The sequence below is a fragment of the Pseudophaeobacter sp. TrK17 genome (genome assembly GCF_042192375.1).
Classification (GTDB): Bacteria; Pseudomonadota; Alphaproteobacteria; order Rhodobacterales; family Rhodobacteraceae; genus Pseudophaeobacter.
The window spans coordinates 2,200,134-2,217,194 of the sequence record NZ_CP071700.1 but is presented as its reverse complement, the minus strand read 5'-3'; the positions used below and the strand labels follow the sequence as shown (position 1 = coordinate 2,217,194).

17 protein-coding genes are annotated in these 17,061 nt (G+C 53.8%); 5 read left to right on the top strand and 12 right to left on the bottom strand.

All coding sequences use genetic code 11. The features are described 5' to 3' along the window. Positions 1-33: 33 nt before the first annotated feature. The 4 genes from JZI28_RS10335 (at position 34) to JZI28_RS10320 (ending at position 3,113) form a co-directional block, all read left to right on the top strand. Entirely contained in the window at positions 34-795 is a 762-nt protein-coding gene (locus tag JZI28_RS10335; RefSeq protein ID WP_375697517.1) for a hypothetical protein, read from the top strand. Then, the gene (locus JZI28_RS10330; protein WP_375697516.1) at positions 796-1,227 is read left to right on the top strand and encodes a hypothetical protein; all 432 of its coding nucleotides are present in this window, start codon (positions 796-798) and stop codon (positions 1,225-1,227) included. Positions 1,228-1,230: 3 nt separating this feature from the next. Further along, positions 1,231-1,746, top strand: coding sequence for a hypothetical protein (locus JZI28_RS10325; RefSeq protein ID WP_375697515.1), 516 nt, complete (start codon positions 1,231-1,233; stop codon positions 1,744-1,746). A 356-nt stretch (positions 1,747-2,102) separates the two neighbouring features. After that, entirely contained in the window at positions 2,103-3,113 is a 1,011-nt protein-coding gene (locus JZI28_RS10320) for an NAD-dependent epimerase/dehydratase family protein (RefSeq protein ID WP_375697514.1), read from the top strand. Positions 3,114-3,160: 47 nt separating this feature from the next. Here the strand turns inward: JZI28_RS10320 and JZI28_RS10315 are convergent, their stop codons facing one another. Then, the gene (locus tag JZI28_RS10315; protein WP_375697513.1) at positions 3,161-3,460 is read right to left on the bottom strand and encodes a hypothetical protein; all 300 of its coding nucleotides are present in this window, start codon (positions 3,458-3,460) and stop codon (positions 3,161-3,163) included. Positions 3,461-3,786: 326 nt separating this feature from the next. On the opposite strand from JZI28_RS10315, the gene JZI28_RS10310 reads away from it, so the two are divergent. Next, positions 3,787-4,896, top strand: coding sequence for a glycosyltransferase (locus JZI28_RS10310; RefSeq protein WP_375697512.1), 1,110 nt, complete (start codon positions 3,787-3,789; stop codon positions 4,894-4,896). Positions 4,897-5,174: 278 nt separating this feature from the next. Here JZI28_RS10310 and JZI28_RS10305 read toward each other — a convergent pair whose 3' ends face one another. From JZI28_RS10305 to JZI28_RS10255, 11 genes are all read right to left on the bottom strand, one after another. After that, complete coding sequence (locus JZI28_RS10305; RefSeq protein ID WP_375697511.1) at positions 5,175-6,542, bottom strand: phosphomannomutase; 1,368 nt, start codon at positions 6,540-6,542, stop codon at positions 5,175-5,177. Continuing rightward, entirely contained in the window at positions 6,539-7,435 is an 897-nt protein-coding gene (rfbA, locus tag JZI28_RS10300) for a glucose-1-phosphate thymidylyltransferase RfbA (RefSeq protein WP_375697510.1), read from the bottom strand. Before rfbA ends, JZI28_RS10305 begins: the two co-directional genes overlap by 4 nt. Further along, positions 7,432-8,286: a dTDP-4-dehydrorhamnose reductase gene (rfbD, locus tag JZI28_RS10295; RefSeq protein WP_375697509.1), complete on the bottom strand. Its 855-nt coding sequence runs from the start codon at positions 8,284-8,286 to the stop codon at positions 7,432-7,434. Before rfbD ends, rfbA begins: the two co-directional genes overlap by 4 nt. Then, positions 8,283-9,335, bottom strand: coding sequence for a dTDP-glucose 4,6-dehydratase (rfbB, locus tag JZI28_RS10290; protein WP_375697508.1), 1,053 nt, complete (start codon positions 9,333-9,335; stop codon positions 8,283-8,285). Before rfbB ends, rfbD begins: the two co-directional genes overlap by 4 nt. Continuing rightward, positions 9,332-9,892, bottom strand: coding sequence for a dTDP-4-dehydrorhamnose 3,5-epimerase (gene rfbC, locus JZI28_RS10285; protein WP_375697507.1), 561 nt, complete (start codon positions 9,890-9,892; stop codon positions 9,332-9,334). The genes rfbB and rfbC overlap by 4 nt, the downstream gene beginning before the upstream one ends. Next, entirely contained in the window at positions 9,889-11,034 is a 1,146-nt protein-coding gene (locus tag JZI28_RS10280) for an NAD-dependent epimerase/dehydratase family protein (protein ID WP_375697506.1), read from the bottom strand. The genes rfbC and JZI28_RS10280 overlap by 4 nt, the downstream gene beginning before the upstream one ends. A 99-nt stretch (positions 11,035-11,133) precedes the next feature. Next, positions 11,134-12,156, bottom strand: coding sequence for a hypothetical protein (locus tag JZI28_RS10275; RefSeq protein ID WP_375697505.1), 1,023 nt, complete (start codon positions 12,154-12,156; stop codon positions 11,134-11,136). A gap of 118 nt (positions 12,157-12,274) precedes the next feature. Beyond that, on the bottom strand, positions 12,275-13,780 hold the full coding sequence (locus JZI28_RS10270) for a lipopolysaccharide biosynthesis protein (RefSeq protein ID WP_375697504.1): 1,506 nt from the start codon (positions 13,778-13,780) through the stop codon (positions 12,275-12,277). Continuing rightward, complete coding sequence (locus JZI28_RS10265; protein WP_375697503.1) at positions 13,770-14,981, bottom strand: glycosyltransferase family 4 protein; 1,212 nt, start codon at positions 14,979-14,981, stop codon at positions 13,770-13,772. The genes JZI28_RS10270 and JZI28_RS10265 overlap by 11 nt, the downstream gene beginning before the upstream one ends. After that, a complete protein-coding gene (locus JZI28_RS10260; RefSeq protein ID WP_375697502.1) occupies positions 14,982-15,902 on the bottom strand; it encodes a hypothetical protein in 921 nt (306 codons plus the stop codon). It lies immediately after the preceding gene. 17 nt (positions 15,903-15,919) lie between these two features. Beyond that, the gene (locus JZI28_RS10255) at positions 15,920-17,050 is read right to left on the bottom strand and encodes an EpsG family protein (RefSeq protein ID WP_375697501.1); all 1,131 of its coding nucleotides are present in this window, start codon (positions 17,048-17,050) and stop codon (positions 15,920-15,922) included. Positions 17,051-17,061: the final 11 nt, after the last annotated feature.

Below are 17,061 nucleotides of genomic sequence, written 5' to 3'. Positions count from 1 at the left end.
CTCGTCTAGATAGGCAACAAGGAGGCAGGCCACATGGCTGTGAAGATGAAGCGCTCCGCAGTGGCGGGCAAAGTGCCCACGACCGCGCAGCTCGCGCTGGGGGAGTTGGCCGTCAATACCTATGACGGCCGGCTGTTCCTCAAACGCGATGATGGCACTGAGGAAATTATCGAGATCGTGAATTCCGGCCGGCTGATCTCGGCTGGCACGGGGCTGACTGGGGGTGGCTCGCTTGCCGCCAATCGCACGCTCTCAGCCGATATCGCGAGCCAGGCGGAGGCGGAGGCTGGCACTGTCAGCACCAAGCTGATGACGCCGGAGCGCGTGGCGCAGGCCATTGCGGCATTGGGTGGGGCCAGTGAAGAGCTCAGCGCTGGCGATACCATCCGCAGTCGGGTCGATGCTTATGCGCAAAATACAAATCATTACAGTGGTTATGCCACGCGCCACTCGTTCGACTTTGCGCAATCCGGAACGATACGTGTCACATTTGACCGCGCTGCGAGCCGTAGTAGCCCTCAGGCGTTGTTCCGCGTGACGCGCCTTCGTAACGGCGTTGAGACTGTTTTGGGCAGTTGGACAAAAGGCGGCACGGCCTGGACTGCGACAACACTCGATATCGATGTGGTTCCAGCCGACCGCGTGAAAGTTCAATATTACGCGGTGATTTCTTGCTCTGGGTCGGGCAAAGAGATGGTCTGCTACACGAGCTATGCCCGCATTCAGAATGTGCGTTTCCAAACCGGCGGGGAGAACCTGATCCCCGGTGTCTATGCGCCTGTGGAGAACGACTAAATGCAAAACCCGCAATACATGACCGCGGATCAAAGCGTGATCCGTCTTGAGTTGGAGGATGGCGCGCTGCGCATCGTCGATCGCGACGGGCCGTCTGATTTGTTCGCGCGTGCCGAGGCAGGGGAGTTTGGGGCCGTGGCACCGTTTGATCCTGCGCTGGACGTCACACCGCCCGCTGAGCCCGCGATGGCCGTCAGCCGCCTGCAGGCCAAGGCGGCGCTCTTGCAGATGGGGCTTCTCGATCAGGTGGAGACGCTCATGGGCGGCATGGATGCCATGAGCCAGCTCGCCTGGCGTGAGGCGATCTCCTTTGATCGCTCCAGTCCGCTTCTCAATGCACTGGCGCCTTATCTCAGCTGGCCGGATGGTGCCGCGCTCACGGAGGGCGATATCGACCAGCTGTTCCTTCTTGCACAATCAATCGAGGTCTGACCCATGCGATACGAACAGGTAAAACTCGCCGAGGCAGCCCAGCACTTTGGGCGGCTGTCGCAGATTGTGGCGGATGTTCGGGTTAAAACCGGACGTGAGCCGATCGACGCGATGCCCATGTTGGAGGCCTTCGCCAAGCGCGGCGATACGGCTGCTTTGGCGTGGGATGGCAACCAGCTGGTCGGCGTGACCTGCCTTGGTCTCTGCCATCACTTCATCGCGGGGCCGGAGTGGCTGCCGATAAAGGTGCTTCTGGCGCGCGAAGGGTATGATCTCAGCAAGATGGGGTGCTCGCACTTTGTCTACCTCAGCCCAGATTATTGGGGGGGCGGGGGGACGTTCGCGCTCACTGAGGCCTCGCGGCATAGCAACCCAGCGGTGACGCATACGCTCGCGCATACGTTGCCGAGCAAGGAGATGGAGGATTGGGCCGCGGCGCTGCCGGGGATGGTCGATATAGGCCTGCCTAATCCGAACGGCGACCGGGTGTTTGTCAGGGAGTTGGATCCGCAAGAGTAAACCGGCGCTAGCTCAAAGTTCAGCCCCATCCGGTTCGCGCCGGGTGGGGCTTTTTTGCGTTTTAGGGCCATCAGCAAGCAGTGGTAACTTTACTGCGCTTTGGTAGGTCGATGTTTTGGTTATCCCGACCGCATAAAAGGCGACTTCAATGAGGTACAGGTCACGGAAATGTCAAAGCAATCTAAAACGGCCTCCGGAAGTGGTCCACACCAATTGGGGTGGTCGACATGGCTCCGGACCTGACATAGGGTCTCCAGCGTTCAGCTAGTCGCCCGAGAGACGGCGTTTGGTGGGATCCAGTTCAAGACAGGGCTGGCGACGCTTCAGGTGGAATTAAAGGGGCTTGCACTCAGGACATGACGAGTAAACGAGTATTCATTACAGGGGCAGCAGGTTTTATAGGTTTTCATCTTGCTCGGCGAATGCTCGAGGACGGCTGGGATGTCGCAGGATTCGACGGCATGACCCCCTATTACAATCCGAAACTAAAAGAGGCGCGCCTGTCCATTCTTCAGGCCAACGGGAACTTCTTTTTTGAGAAAGGGATGCTTGAGGAAGAAGGGCTTCTGACAAGGCTGATCTGCAAGTTACAGCCCGATGTAATCGTACACCTGGCGGCCCAGGCTGGGGTGCGTTATTCGATTGATGCGCCCCGATCCTATGTCACTTCAAACCTGACCGGTACGCATGAACTTCTCGAGGCGGCACGGGCCTGTCCACCCCAGCACCTGATGATGGCTTCCACGAGTTCGGTCTATGGTGCGAATACCGAAATGCCTTATGGCGAGACCGATCGCGCCGTGCACCCCAAGAGCTTTTACGCGGCTACGAAGATTGCCAATGAGGCGATGGCGCATTCCTATGCGCACCTGTTCTCCCTCCCCACAACGATGTTCCGATTTTTTACCGTTTACGGTCCTTGGGGGCGGCCCGATATGGCACCATTCAAATTTACCAAGGCAATCCTGAATGGCGACCCGATCGATGTTTATAATCACGGCGATATGCAACGGGATTTTACCTATATCGATGACCTCGTTGAGGGCATCCTGCGGCTGGCAGAGGTGTATCCCGGCGCGGACCCCATTGGCCCCATGGACAGCCTGTCGCCCGTTGCTCCGTTTCGGACGGTCAATATCGGCAACGGGGCGCCGGTGCATCTTTCCGAGTTCATCAAGGCGATCGAGGATGCCACAGGTCTCGTCGCAGATCGCAATTTCCTGCCTATGCAGCCCGGAGACGTACACGCGACATGGTCGAAGTCGCAGCTTATCGAGGCTTTGGTAGGCAAGCTGCCGCACACTGATATTCGCGACGGCGTTGCGGCCTTTGTTGATTGGTATCGTGGCTGGAACGACCGTCCATAACCCAACAAAATGCGTAGATCTCATGAGTTGCAGTACAAATACGGTGATTACTCATCATGCCTGTCTTGTTGGGGTAATTCATCAAGGCCGGCCTCGATGCGGGCACGTTTGATTGCTACACTTAGGCTGTTCTCAATTGCGCGGCGCGTACGAAGCCAATCTATTTCATTCCCCGCTGTGAACGACATCGCAACCTGTACAATGCCTGTGAGAAGCCCCTCAAGCATCGCCTCGCGTTGTGCCGGCGTATCTCCTAACAATGGTCCGTTGCGAGCGATATCAGCCAGTGCGCCCTCCAGCACGAGCTGGCGAGCGCGGTCCACGTTTTCTTCCAAATTTTTTGGCATGAATTTTCTTACCTGTTCATCTCTCTAAAAACAGCCGCAGCCTAGGGGAAGCTGAATGGTCACCAGATCAAAAAAACGAAGCTGAATCGCTTCGCTTTTGTAACGAGCAAGCGCTCCCCGAGCATCGCTCAACGCTCGTTAGTATGACAGAGAATTTCGAGCAAGAAAATGTCCTGGGGTCCTGAGTCGGTTGAATTGCGCTAGGGACGCAGATCGGGCTCTTGCGCCGATGCAAACCGGGATGAAACAGCTCGACATTCTCCTTGATCAGAAGTAAGTCACAGAAGACAACTTCTGGGTGATTTCTTTGTTACCGGAGACTGCGTGTGGATGGTCTGAATTTTTCACATTTTGCATTGCAAGAATTTACTTTGGCTGCTCTGGCATTTTGCATTTGTGGTCTCATCTTTCTGCTACGCGCAAAGTTTCCACGGCTCAGCGGACGCGCAGAAGATCTGCACTCGGTTCAATCCATGCACACAAAGCTCACTCCGCGTGTTGGGGGTGTCGGGATATTTGGGGCACTCGCGCTATCGACATTGTTCGCGCCAGTTCAAGTTTCTGAACGCTACGCAGATTTTATATTGGCCACGTCGGTACTCTTCACAGTGGGGCTTGCCGAAGACCTCGGTTTCCATATGTCGCCACGCAGACGACTCTTAGCGGCCATGGCGGCGAGCTTACTTGCAATCTGGCTCTTAGGTGTTTGGCTCCCAAGGACAGGTATACCTGGGCTGGACATGTTTGTAGATCACTGGGCTATTGGCGTTCCGCTTACGCTTCTAGTTACGGCGGCGATTTCAAACGGCTTCAATCTGATCGATGGTGTAAACGGTCTGGCTTCCCTGACGGCGATCGTCGCGGCCATAGCACTGAGCCAAATAGCGCAATTGGCAGGGTATACGACGATGACCCACCTCGCTATGATGGTCGCGGCTGGGATATTCGGTTTTTTTCTGCTGAATTACCCCTTTGGCCTGATATTCCTCGGCGATGCTGGAGCTTACACCATTGGCTTTGTGCTTAGCTGGTTTGGCATAGCAATTTTGCTCAATGCGCCAGATGTCTCGCCTTGGGCAATTCTGTTGACGATGTACTGGCCAGTGGCCGACACTTTGCTAGCGATATATCGTAGGTCTCGCAGCAATAAGGACGTTTCTGCCCCAGACAGGTTACACGTTCACCAAATGGTTATGCGGGCCTTGGAAATCTGTATCCTCGGCCGAGACCAACGTCGTATCGCGAACCCGCTTACGACCTTGGTTTTGATGCCCTTTGTCGTTGCCCCCCCAATCGTGGGTGTTCTGCTGTGGAACCAAAACCAGAATGCGTTTCTGGCTTGCATGGGTTTTGGCGTGTTGTTTTTCGGCAGCTATGCGGCGGCACCAAGTCTGATCCGCCGGTTTCGTTTACCGTCGTCAAACAAGGGGCAGTAGAAACCAAGCGCCGGGGTTGCAGAATTCGACTTGGCGCTCGCTCGCAAGACTGGCTCCCTAACACAAAATAGATCAGAGAGGTTGAACGCGCTGGCGGTCCAGATCTATGGAAGGGGCCGCCTGAGTTGCCGGAAAAGGCCAACAAGGCAGGGTTTCACGTCATTTACCTCGCGAAAGAAACGAAGGATCAGTGCTACTTGCGCATACTTCCACAATGAACGCTCTGTGTGGTCGGAGTTCATGAAATGTTCTACCAGTAGCAAGTGTAAATGGCTACCTCACCCGAGCAAGGCCAGTTTCACGCGCTCCACTCCCTGCGCAACGAGCCCAGCGTCACCACGTGCCTCGACATTCAGCCGCACAACCGGTTCGGTGTTTGAAGTGCGCAAATTGAAGCGCCAATCGCCCATTTCGAAGCCTAAGCCGTCCATTTCGTCGATGGATATTGCTTCGGGTTCAAATTCGGATCTAACCCTCGCGATGGCGGCCTTGGGATCGTCGAGTGTGAAATTGATCTCACCAGAGGATGGGAACGCCGCTTTTCGATCTGCGACAAGATCCGCCAGCCGCCCGTGCCGGCTCACCAATTCTGCAACGAGCAACCATGGGATCATGCCGCTGTCGCAGTAGACGAAGTCGCGGAAATAGTGATGCGCGGACATCTCACCGCCATAGATGGCGTCTTCGTCGCGCATGGCTTGCTTTATGAAGGCGTGACCTGTGCGGGTTTGGACAGCGCGCCCGCCGGCCTTCGACACGAGGTCCCGCGTGTTCCAGATGATCCGTGGATCGTGGATGATCGTCGCGCCTGGGTCTTTGGCGAGGAATGCCTCTGCCAGCAGACCGACGACATATTCCCCGTCGATGAAGGCGCCCGTGTGATCAAAGAAGAAGCAGCGATCGAAATCACCGTCCCAGGCAACGCCAAAATCAGCGCCAGTTGCGCAAACTGCTTCTGCGGTCGCGGGTCGGTTTTCTGGTAGGAGCGGGTTGGGAATGCCTTGCGGGAATGTACCGTCCGGTTCGTGGAATAGACGTTCGAACACCAGCGGTGCGCCAAGCTCTGCCAGTCGAGCCGCAATGGCATCAAATGTCGGCCCGGCAGTCCCATGGCCTGCATTTACGAGTATTTTCAATGACTTCAGAGCAGAGACATCGACAAACTGGCAAATGCGGTCAACGTATGCAGCGCGCGCCTCAGCGGCGACGTCGCGAACATTGCCAAGAATAGCGCTCTTCTCGAACGCATTTTCTTCAGCAAGGTCTTTGATGCGCGCCAAACCACTTGCGGCATCAAGTGGCGCAGAACCAGCCCGCACCATCTTCATGCCGTTGTAATCCATCGGGTTATGTGACGCCGTGACGCAAATTCCGCCATCGGCCCCGAAATGGGTGGTCGCGAAATACATTTCCTCGGTTCCAGAAAGCCCAAGATCAAGCACCGCACACCCTTGATCGATTAGCCCCTGTGCAACGCTTTTCGCGAGTTCCTCCGAGGACGCTCGGACATCACGTCCGAGGACGACCGTTTTGGCCTCAAGCGCCACCGCAAAGGCGGAACCAATCCGATAGGCTATGTTTTCATCCAAATCGACGCCAAGGCGACCACGGATGTCGTAGGCTTTAAAGCAAGTGAGATCACTCATCGAGCGACACCGCTTTTTTTCACTTGAGCCAGATTGCCCAAGTAATCACCATAGGCATTTTTGCCAAATTTTTGGGCGCGATCTGCTAATTGTGCTTGATCAATCCAGCCCATTTCGAATGCCACCTCATCGGGTGATCCCACTTGCTGGCCTTGGCGTTCGGTGAGCGTGCGCACGAAGTTGCCTGCGTCGAGCAGGCTGGCGTGGGTGCCGGTATCAAGCCAGGCATAGCCGCGGCCCATTTTCTGCACTGTCAGCTGGCCGTCGTGCAGGTAGCTTTCCAAAAGCGTGGTGATCTCCAGCTCGCCGCGGGCCGAGGGGCGCACCGCGCGGGCGCGTTCGGACGCTGTGGCATCGACAAAATAAAGCCCTGTGACGGCATAGTTCGAGGGCGGTACGGGCGGCTTTTCGATGATACTTTTGACCGTGCCGTTTGCGTCAAAATCCACCACGCCGTACCGCTCGGGGTCTGACACGCGATAGCCAAAAACCGTGGCGCCAGCGGTGGTTTGATCTGCCTCTTGCAGGAGGTTCGGCAGGCCGTGGCCAAAGAATATGTTATCGCCCAGCACCATGGCCGCAGGGCTGCCGGCCAGAAACTCTTCGGCCAGAATAAAGGCCTGCGCCAGCCCATCGGGGCTGGGCTGCACCTTATACTGCAGCGAGATGCCCCATTGGCTGCCATCGCCCAAGGTGCGGATGAACTGCTCTTGGTCGTGGGGGGTGGTGATGATCATGATCTCGCGGATGCCCGCCAGCATCAGCACGGTTAAGGGATAATACACCATTGGCTTGTCATAAATCGGCAGCAGCTGTTTCGACACACCCATGGTGATGGGGTAAAGCCGCGTGCCCGAGCCACCGGCCAGAATAATGCCTTTGCGCTGTGTCATGTGGATACCCCTAACTGTGTTAAACATTCCTTCAGCCCTGCGTGCCAATCTGGGCGCGCCAAACCAAAAACGGAGGTGGTTGTGTTGCACTCAAGACGGCTGTTCAGCGGGCGGGCGGCTGGCGTGGGATAGGCGCTGGTGGAAATCGCCTGCACACGGGTGGGCCGGCCTGCCTGCCTGAATATCGCGCGGGCAAAGGCGCACCAGCTGGCATCGGGCGCGCCGCTAAAATGATAGGTGCCGGTTTTTTCCGGCGCCTCCTGCAGCTGCTCGGCGATGGCCAAACACGCCGCCGCAATGGCGCGCGCGGGTGTGGGGCCGCCGATTTGGTCATCAACCACGCTGATCTGGTCGCGGGTGTCAGACAGGCGCAGCATGGTTTTGACAAAATTCGCGCCATGGGCGGAAAACACCCAAGAAGTGCGCAAAATGGCATGGGTGCAGCCGCTGGCGCGAATGCCCTCTTCGCCCGCCCATTTGCTGCGGCCATAGGCATTGGCGGGCTGTGCCATATCACCGGGCGCCCAAGGGCGGTGGCCGGTGCCAGCAAACACGTAATCGGTAGAGATATGCACCAAGGGAATATTCAGCGCAGCGCAGGCCAGGGCCATTTCCGCCGGCGCCGCACCGTTGATGGCGGTGGCAAGGTCTTCCTGCGCTTCCGCGCGGTCAACGGCGGTGTAGGCGGCGGCATTGATCACCGCGCGGGGGCGGTGGGCCTGGATGGCCGCCGCACAGGCGCTGGGCTGTGCCAGATCGGCCGCATCGCGCCCCAAGGCCAGAATTGGCGTAAGCTGCTGCAGTTCGCGCGCCACCTGGCCCGTGCGGCCAAAGATCAACAGGCCGCTCATGGTGCGGCCCGGCCCAGCCGCTGGCCCACGCCCTGGCGGCCCAGCAGCGGGCGCCACCAGGCCTCGTTTTCGAGATACCAGCGCACGGTGCGTTCCAACCCCTCTTCCACCGTCACGCTGGGGCGCCAGCCCAGCTCGGCGCGAATGCGCGTGGGGTCGATGGCGTAGCGCGCGTCATGGCCGGGGCGATCGGTGACAAAGGTGATCAAATCGGCATAAGCGCCCGTATCGCGCGGGCGCAACCGGTCGAGGATGGCGCAGATCGTGTGCACCAGCTGCAGGTTTGTGCGCTCGTTCTCGCCGCCGATGTTATAGCTGCGCCCCAGCGCGCCTTTCGTGGCCACCAGCAGCAGCGCATCGGCGTGATCTTCGACGTACAGCCAATCGCGGATATTGCTGCCATCGCCGTAAATCGGCAGCGCCCGCCCCGCCAGCGCGTTCAAAATAACCACCGGGATCAGCTTTTCTGGAAAGTGATAGGGCCCGTAATTATTGGAACAATTGCTCAGCACCACGGGCAAGCCATAGGTTTCAAACCAGGCGCGCACCAGATGGTCTGACGCGGCTTTCGAGGCGGAATAGGGGCTGCGCGGGTCGTAGGCTGTGGCCTCGGTAAACTGCACGGAGGGGTCTGCGGGCAGCGAGCCAAACACCTCGTCTGTCGAGACGTGATGAAAACGAAAGCTATCTGGCCGCCCCGCCGCCTGCCAATATTTGCGCGCGGCCTCCAGCATGTTGAACGTGCCGGTGATATTGGTGTCGATAAAATCGGCGGGGCCATCGATGGAACGGTCAACATGGGATTCGGCCGCCAGATGCAGCACGATATCGGGCTGGTGCGTGGCAAAGGCCGCATCCAGCGCCGCGCGATCGCGGATATCGGCCTGCTGAAAGGCATAAAGAGGGCTATCCGCCACCGGCGCCACATTGGCCAGGTTGGCGGCATAGGTCAGCGCATCAAGGTTTACCACCTGATGCCCGCGCGAGATGGCTAGGCGCACTACGGCCGAGCCAATGAAACCTGTGCCCCCTGTCACAAGAATTTTCATGACGCGCCCTTAAAGGTGAAGGGGCTTTTCCACTGGGTGAAACTGGGCGCGGCGGCATCCTTTTTCGAGAGTATGGGTGGCACCTCGAGCTTCCAGTCAATGCCGAGACTGTCCCACCGAACTGCGCCATCGCATTCTGGCACGTAGAAGTCAGTGACCTTGTACTGCACCTCGGTATTCGGCGTGCGGGTGACGAAACCGTGCAAGAACCCTTTGGGCACGAGTAACTGCTTGCCGTTCTCGGCGGAAAGCTCAACGGCAATCCATTGACCGTAGCTCGGCGAGCCGACCCGAACGTCGACGATGACATCGTAGATAATGCCGCGGGAGCAGCGCACGAGCTTTTCTTGCGAGCGCGGCAACGCCTGAAAGTGCATGCCCCGCAGTGTGCCGACATCAGCCGAAAACGAATGGTTATCTTGCACGAACTCCAGATCAAACCCGGCCTCGGAAAGGGTCATGCGATTCCAACTTTCCATGAACCAGCCCCGCGCGTCGCCAAACCTTCGCGGCGTGATGATTAGTGCGTCTTGGAGCTTTGTGGTTTCGATCTTCATGCGCTGCCTCTTTTCATCAGGCCGCGCTGGCGCATTTCGGCCAACGACCTCTCGTAGGCGCTATTTTCGGGCCCCTGATCTGCCACCCAGACGGCGAAGCGTTCGATCCCGACTTCAAAGGGCACCTGTGCAAGATAACCAAGGCGGTCAGAAATCCGCGTCAGATCGGCATAGTTGTGGCGGATGTCGCCTATGCGGAATTCGCCTGACACACGGTAACCGCCATCGGTACCGAGGTGCCGTCGCAGGCGATCAACCACTTCCAGCACCGTCGTCGGCACGCCGGAGCCGACATTAAATACCTCTCCCGGAGCGTTGTCGTGCTCGATGGCAAGGATCGTCGCGGCGACCACATCGCTAATGAACACGAAATCGCGGCTTTCAAGCCCGTCCTCGAACACATTGATTTCTTTTTTTTGCAGAATGAGGTTCGAGAAGATTGACAGAATACCCGTGTAGGGGTTTGCAAGCGACTGCCCGGGCCCGTAAACATTCTGGTACCGAAGCGCCACTGGCTCGATACCGAGTAACGGTGCTACGGTCATCACCATCTGCTCTTGGACCTGCTTGGTTATTCCGTATACGGAGGACGGGTGAATCTTCGAGTCTTCGTCGGTGGCGCACAACTCGTAGGCAGTCCCGGTGCGCGGATTGATTGGGTCGAACAGGCCGTTCTCGCAGTCGACCATTCGCCGTTGTTTCGGGTAGACGTAACGGCCTTCGTCGTCACGATATCGGCCCTCACCGTAGATTGATCGCGACGAGGCGACCACCATGCGTTTTACCAAATGTGGGACGCTGCCGAGAATGTCCAACATCAGGGTGGTGCCGCCGATATTGACATCGGAATAGCTGTGGACGTTGTACATAGATTGCCCGGTCCCGGTTTCCGCCGCTAGATGCACAATCACATCGGCTTCAGTAAGTTCGAGACTCATAAGCGCCTTGTCGGTGACTGAGCCATGGACCAGCCGCGCTACGCCTTCAAGTGACCGCACCAGCGGCGAAGTAAACGGCGAGGCGCCATGGACCTGCGGTGATAACACGTCCAGCACAGTCACTGCGTAGCCGCGCGCATTAAGGGCGCGGGCCAGATTTGATCCGATAAAGCCAGCCCCACCCGTGATCAGCACTCGTTTCATACTACTTCTCCTTTGTAACGGTGCCCCGATCGGGCGTCGAGCGACGGCTGCATATATGCCTGCGCACCAAAATCCTGTGAAGTGGGCGGCGCGAAGAAATCATGTGTCAACACCATCCCTTGCCTTCTCTATAGCCAAAATGGCTCGCAACCAGTTCGCAATCGAATACCTATCGACGGTCTCGATAGGCAACGGTTCATAGGGCGCTAAAAAGAAGCCTTCATCCAGCTCCGGCCGATACCGGTCGATGATCAACACATTAGACGGCCGAAAAAACGCATGTTTGGAAACTTCGGGATTTGTGGTGATCAACTTGCACCCGACGTCCAGCGCTTCAATCGTCCGCATCGTCAACCCGACCTGGCCGGGGTGCTGAATGTCTAAAACCGCTTTGCTGGCACGCATCTCTTTCTCAATCTCTGAAAGCGGCAATGGCGCGAAAGACAAGTCGTTAAAATTAACACGCCGGAAACCGGCATCGAAAACCCAGCGTAAGAAAAAGTATATTCGGCTGGGGGCGTAAAAGAAAAACCGGGTGGTAAGTCCGATTTGCTCGGCCCGCTTTTGAACGGCCTTACAAACCGCGTATCGGTCGCTGTGCAAGGTACCAAAGAAAGAGATATCAACCGGTATTTGTTTTCTCTCATCAGATCCTGAAAACGCCGAAAACAGGGCAAGGTAACGAAGCCGGTCGTCTGAAGCTGAATCGGCAGCATCGAAGGTAAAAAAGGCGTCCGCTTCCGGGATCAACTCCCGTGCGGCAGGCTTGTTCCGTAATGAATCCCACATGTAGACGGTTGTTATTGGGGCGCCGAGTGCAGTACGGAGGTTTCTAAGAATCCCGGGCGTTACACACTCAGGATTGATGATCAGCAGATGATCAGCCTTCCTGCCTGACAATGATTTTATTACACGGGTGTAATAGTGGGTGACGAGCGGGCGCATCAGGGGCAACACACGCAGTCGGATAATGGCCTTAATGATCGCTTGATTTGAGGGTCGTTCATCAAAAAGCTGAACATCCGCCCCCATTTCCAACAGCTTATCTTTAATTCGTACATCGTAGTCGAAAAACCGCGGACAAAACACTACGATCGACTTTCCGGAAAACTCGGCCATCATTTGCGAGACCCTTGTTGTTACTGGGCCAACAACATCAGTTTTGGTCCCAATTTCGTGATCGGAATTAAGCAAAAGCCAACGCTTAGGTGCGAATCGGAAAGGTCTGTATTAGGCCGGGCTAGAGACGGCAGCGATATCGAGTATACATCGCGCCAAACGCCGAAGCATTCATAGCTATGAAAACGACACTAGCGACTATCCAGACGGTCGCTACCTTGACAAGCAACTGCCAAATGCTGGTTACGATAGGTGCTTCAGAGAACAAAAACATTAGAGCAGTGGCAGTGATAAAAACTGTGATTATCGCTTTTACATAAAAGGCGAAATAGTATCGGAGTTTTACGCGGAAAATGCCCCTGTAAATTACCAATGGTTCCCACCACACGTTGGTTGCCAGGTTTGACACCAGTGTCCCAGCGATCACACCAATAACACCAAGATCAAATATCATGATGAACACCAAAGAAGCGACTGCATTAACGGCCGCCTCAACGATTGCCTTGTGGCGAATATCCCATTGAAAACCAAAAGCGTCGATACTGATGATCGCTGGTCGCCGCAAAACGATTACGAAAAAATTAACCGCAAGCAATATTCCAACAAATTTGGGAAGGACAAAGGTATCCCCAAGCCAAACGTGAATGACATCATCTATGCAGAATGCAATTCCGAGTGCGGCTACTGAAACGAAGTACGAAAATCCTAAAAATATGACCTTGAAAAGCCTATATGCCTCTTGCCCACCCTGGTTTGCGTTGACGCCTCCAATTATGCCTGCCAGTGGGTAAATTAATTGGCCAAGCGCCCCTGACAACTGTTGGACCAGCATGCTGTAGCTGCTGTATAGGCCAAGAGTAGTGATGCCAACGAAGATGGAAATCAGAATATTGTCCGTTCCAGTAACCACAGCCGAGCTAAAACGGTGAAGCACGCCCCCTATGATGTTTCTACGAACACGCACCAGATCCTGTTTGCTTGGAGCCTTGGTGTTTGCGCTGAGGGATTCGCCGAATTTTAACCTCACCAAGTGGCGAAGGAATAAGTTTGACAGCACGTTTGCTAGCATCACGGAGGCCAAAAAAAGGCCGTAACTTTCAAAATACTCCAAAGCCGCCAACTGTAGAAATGCTTTGACCGTTACCAATAGAACACGGGCCGCGGACTCAAGATAGTTTTTCTGCATGGCCAAAGCCAAGACCTTGTATTCTGCAAAAACGTAGCTCGTCGAATAAGCGACGACAAACAGGCCAAAGAGAGAGTACTCGTGCTTACCGATCTCAACGTCAGACAAATAAGGTAACAGCGCGCACGCTACGCCTCCCAGGAGAAGAGTACCTAAAATGATCCAACGGTAGAACCGTGAAAGAACCGCCATCAATCCCCAAATCTTGGCATGGTCACCCTCATTCAAGGGCTTGAAAAAAGCAAATGTTACCGCGCTACCGATACCAAGCTCTGTCAGGGACACGAAAACAATAATACTGGCAAAAAGCGCATCGATTCCAAGCCATTCGACGCCCAAAACCCGAACAAACTCGGCCCGAACAATAAACGCCAGGACTGCCGACCATAGAAAAGCGCCACCACTTGCGAGTGCGTTTGAAATCGACCGTCTAATCGTCATGTAAGTCTTGCAGTGTCTCAAAAAACCGGCGCGCGAAATCGTTGACGCCGAACATTTCAGCCCGGTTACGTGCGTTCAACGCAAAGGCCTTGCGTTGGCCCTCATCCACCAACAGATCGTTTAGGGCCTTGCCGAGACGAGTAGGGAAGTCGACTGAGCTTCCTTTGCGAGGAACGATGATGCCGCAGCCTTCCGAAAGCAGTTCTGGTATACCACCAGAATCTGTCGCCACCACAGGACTGCCTGCGGCCATTCCTTCCAACACCACGAGTGGGCACGGGTCTTCCCAGATCGATGGTACCACGACAATATCGGCTAGGTTGTGAAACTTCGAAACTTCCTGATGTGGCACAAAACCAGTGAAGATTACTTGATTTGTTGCCTCTGCGGCCTCGGCTTCTAGTTTGGTCGCGTACAGATTGGGTGTGTTCGAGCTGAACCAAGACGAGCCGACGATCAACAAACATAAGTCTTCTTGCTTCAGAGTATTGAACGCTTGAATAAGTTCAAGCACTCCTTTGGTGGGATCTAACCTTCCGACAAACAGAATGACTTTTGATGATGGTGCAATACCATACCTCTGGCGTAAGTCGGTCGATGTGTTGGGCGTTTTGACCGTTGAGAAACGATCAATGTCGACACAATTCAATAGACTTTTTACGTTGCGAGAATCAATACAAGTAACCGTTTCTACGCGTTTTTTGATATAATTGCTTACCGCGATCACCCCGTCACAGCCTTGAGCTATTGATGTCGAAAAGGGTGCAGCCGCATTCAGCTTGTCATTGTGAAGATGAAGAATGATCTTTGCTTTAGTTTTCTTTCGTAAAGGGAGTATGAATTCAGGTTGATTCTGGACAACTACAACGTCGAAAAGTTCCCGCTTTAGAAGCGATGCAGCCGCGCGCAAATATAAGTTAAAATAAGCTCTACTTATTCCAAACTTATGAAAAAGGCGCCCAAGCCCACCAGAAATAAACCTTTTTAAAGGGGTATAGTTAAAAAGCTTGTATTGTGTTTTTTTAAAATTTAAATGCTCTGTATTATATTTTGGGCTTTTGATAGAGAAAACTGTCAAATCAATGTCATCCAGCAGGGATACCTCAAGGCTGTCAACCAATTGCTGTACAAGTGTCTCGACAGCGCCGCCTTCAACAGGCGGGACTGGCAACACTCCGGGCGTAACGAGGAGCACTCTCATCTATCGTCTACCGCTATCCTCGGAAAACGTAATCCCGAAATGTTGCAAGACCCGTTCGAGTTGCTCGTCGTTCATTCCAGTCAATACGTTATGATCAGTCAATGTAGTAGATTGCGATCCGGGCAAGGAAAAAACAGGTCGGCTGAAGGGGCGAACTTTAACGACGAGTGTATTTGCCCGATATGCATGAACCTTTAACCAAAGATCATCTGCAGCGAAGCATAACTCTCGGATTAGAGTAGCATCTAGCACCTCTTTGGCAAGACATCCAGGAGGATACAACACTCCACCAACTCCAATCGGCACAAGACTATTTGAAGGCCCTCTAACTCCAGGTGAAGAAAAATTCCATTCTACATAGGGAAGAAGGTTTTTGCCTAAAAACCGCATCTGATGGGCGCGGTGGCAGGAGATGGCCTTCGGCCACAGCAAATAGGATGCCAGCAACTCTTCAATTGTATTTTCTGGATAAAAGGTATCATCGTCAAGCGTGATTACGACAGCGTCAGGCCATTCCTGCATCGTCGTCCAATATTTTTTGTGTGACCGGAGGTCTTCACTGTACTTAACTTCCAATCCTCGTTTCACAAAAGAGGTGACTTCAACAGGAAGGGTAGCGTCGTCGAACTCGTCTCTTGCAAGCCAAAGGACAATACGGTCGGCGCGTACTGTCTGCCGAAAAATTGACTCTAGACAGGAGGGAAGCAATTCTACTCGTTTACCGTAAGTCGTTAGGGAAACAATGACTTCTCGGTCCAGTAGTTCTTTGGCCTGTCTTTGCGCATTGGGCCGAAAGAAGCCGTATTTGTAGGCCGTCGTTATCATAGGTTTCGCGATAGCTTCGACGAAGGAATTCCAAAAGGATGCTCCTCGAATAAAACCATTCGGGATGGTTAATGATGAAAAAAATCTTACGATCATTAGTCCACCTGCTATAGTCATTGCTCTAAGAATGGCGTTAGGTGCGCCCACCTACTCGAAAGTCTGGCGTTGATTTTTTCTTCTGGGCTTGAATAGGTGTTCCCCACGATCAACGCCACCGCATAATTTGTATAGGGAAAGTACTTCATGGGATCGCGATCACTGTAGTATGTAATCCCCTTGATCAAAGAAATGAAGTGAATGAGAACATAAAAAGAAATAATAATAAATTTGTTTGACGGGATGCGCAAAGCTTGGAAAAAGTAAGATAAATAGATCACATACGGGATGAAGAAATAGTGATTGAACCGGTAAAATATAAGAGCGAAAAACTGAAGACAGTAAAATATTACGAACATATAGCTAAGCGCCCGTAGAATTTCGATCGTCGGATCGGTTCGTCGAAAACTCCTTAATAGATATAGGGGAATTCCGTAGATCACGATTTTAAGCAAATTGAATGCGCTGGGGCTGATGCCCTCGAGGTATGAACTTTCTAGGTAAAATGAGTAATCAGAAAAAATTCCATACTGCACTAGAAACAGTACTGCGTTATTAATTTGCAGTCCGACGGCGCCGAGCACAAGCATGAAAAGTATTGAGATCTTGAAATTCAGGCGTTTTATAAACAACGGAAGTGAAAGAAGCACAATCGAAGACTGGTGAAACAAAGTCGCAAATAAAATCAAAAGAATGTATTTTTTAGTATTATTTTTTCTTAATGCGTCAAGGGCGAATAGAAAAATGACAACACTTTGAATTTGTCGAATGGCTGGCTCGAAGAAGTTTCCAAGTAGATAAGTTTGGAACAGGATCAGTATTGCAAATACGGGTTTCGGGGATTTCTTGAAAATGAATCTGAGTATTAAGTATAGATCCAAAGAAAGTAGAAAAAACTTGAAAACTTCAAAGTTCAACCCAAGAGATCGCGCGAGTATTGTGATTGCAGTGTAGCCATACTCGACGCCGCGTGTATAGGTAGGATCGTAAATGTAGTTTGTTTGGTAAGCGGTCCAGTCGATACCGTTTGTGTAGGAAAGGTTCAAGAACAGAGCGAGCACCAAAAATACAATTGTCTCGGAGTACTGAAAATTCTTTGCAAACGCGAGTAGCGTGAGAAATCCGTATATTGAAATGTACGGGATCATGGCAACAGTTT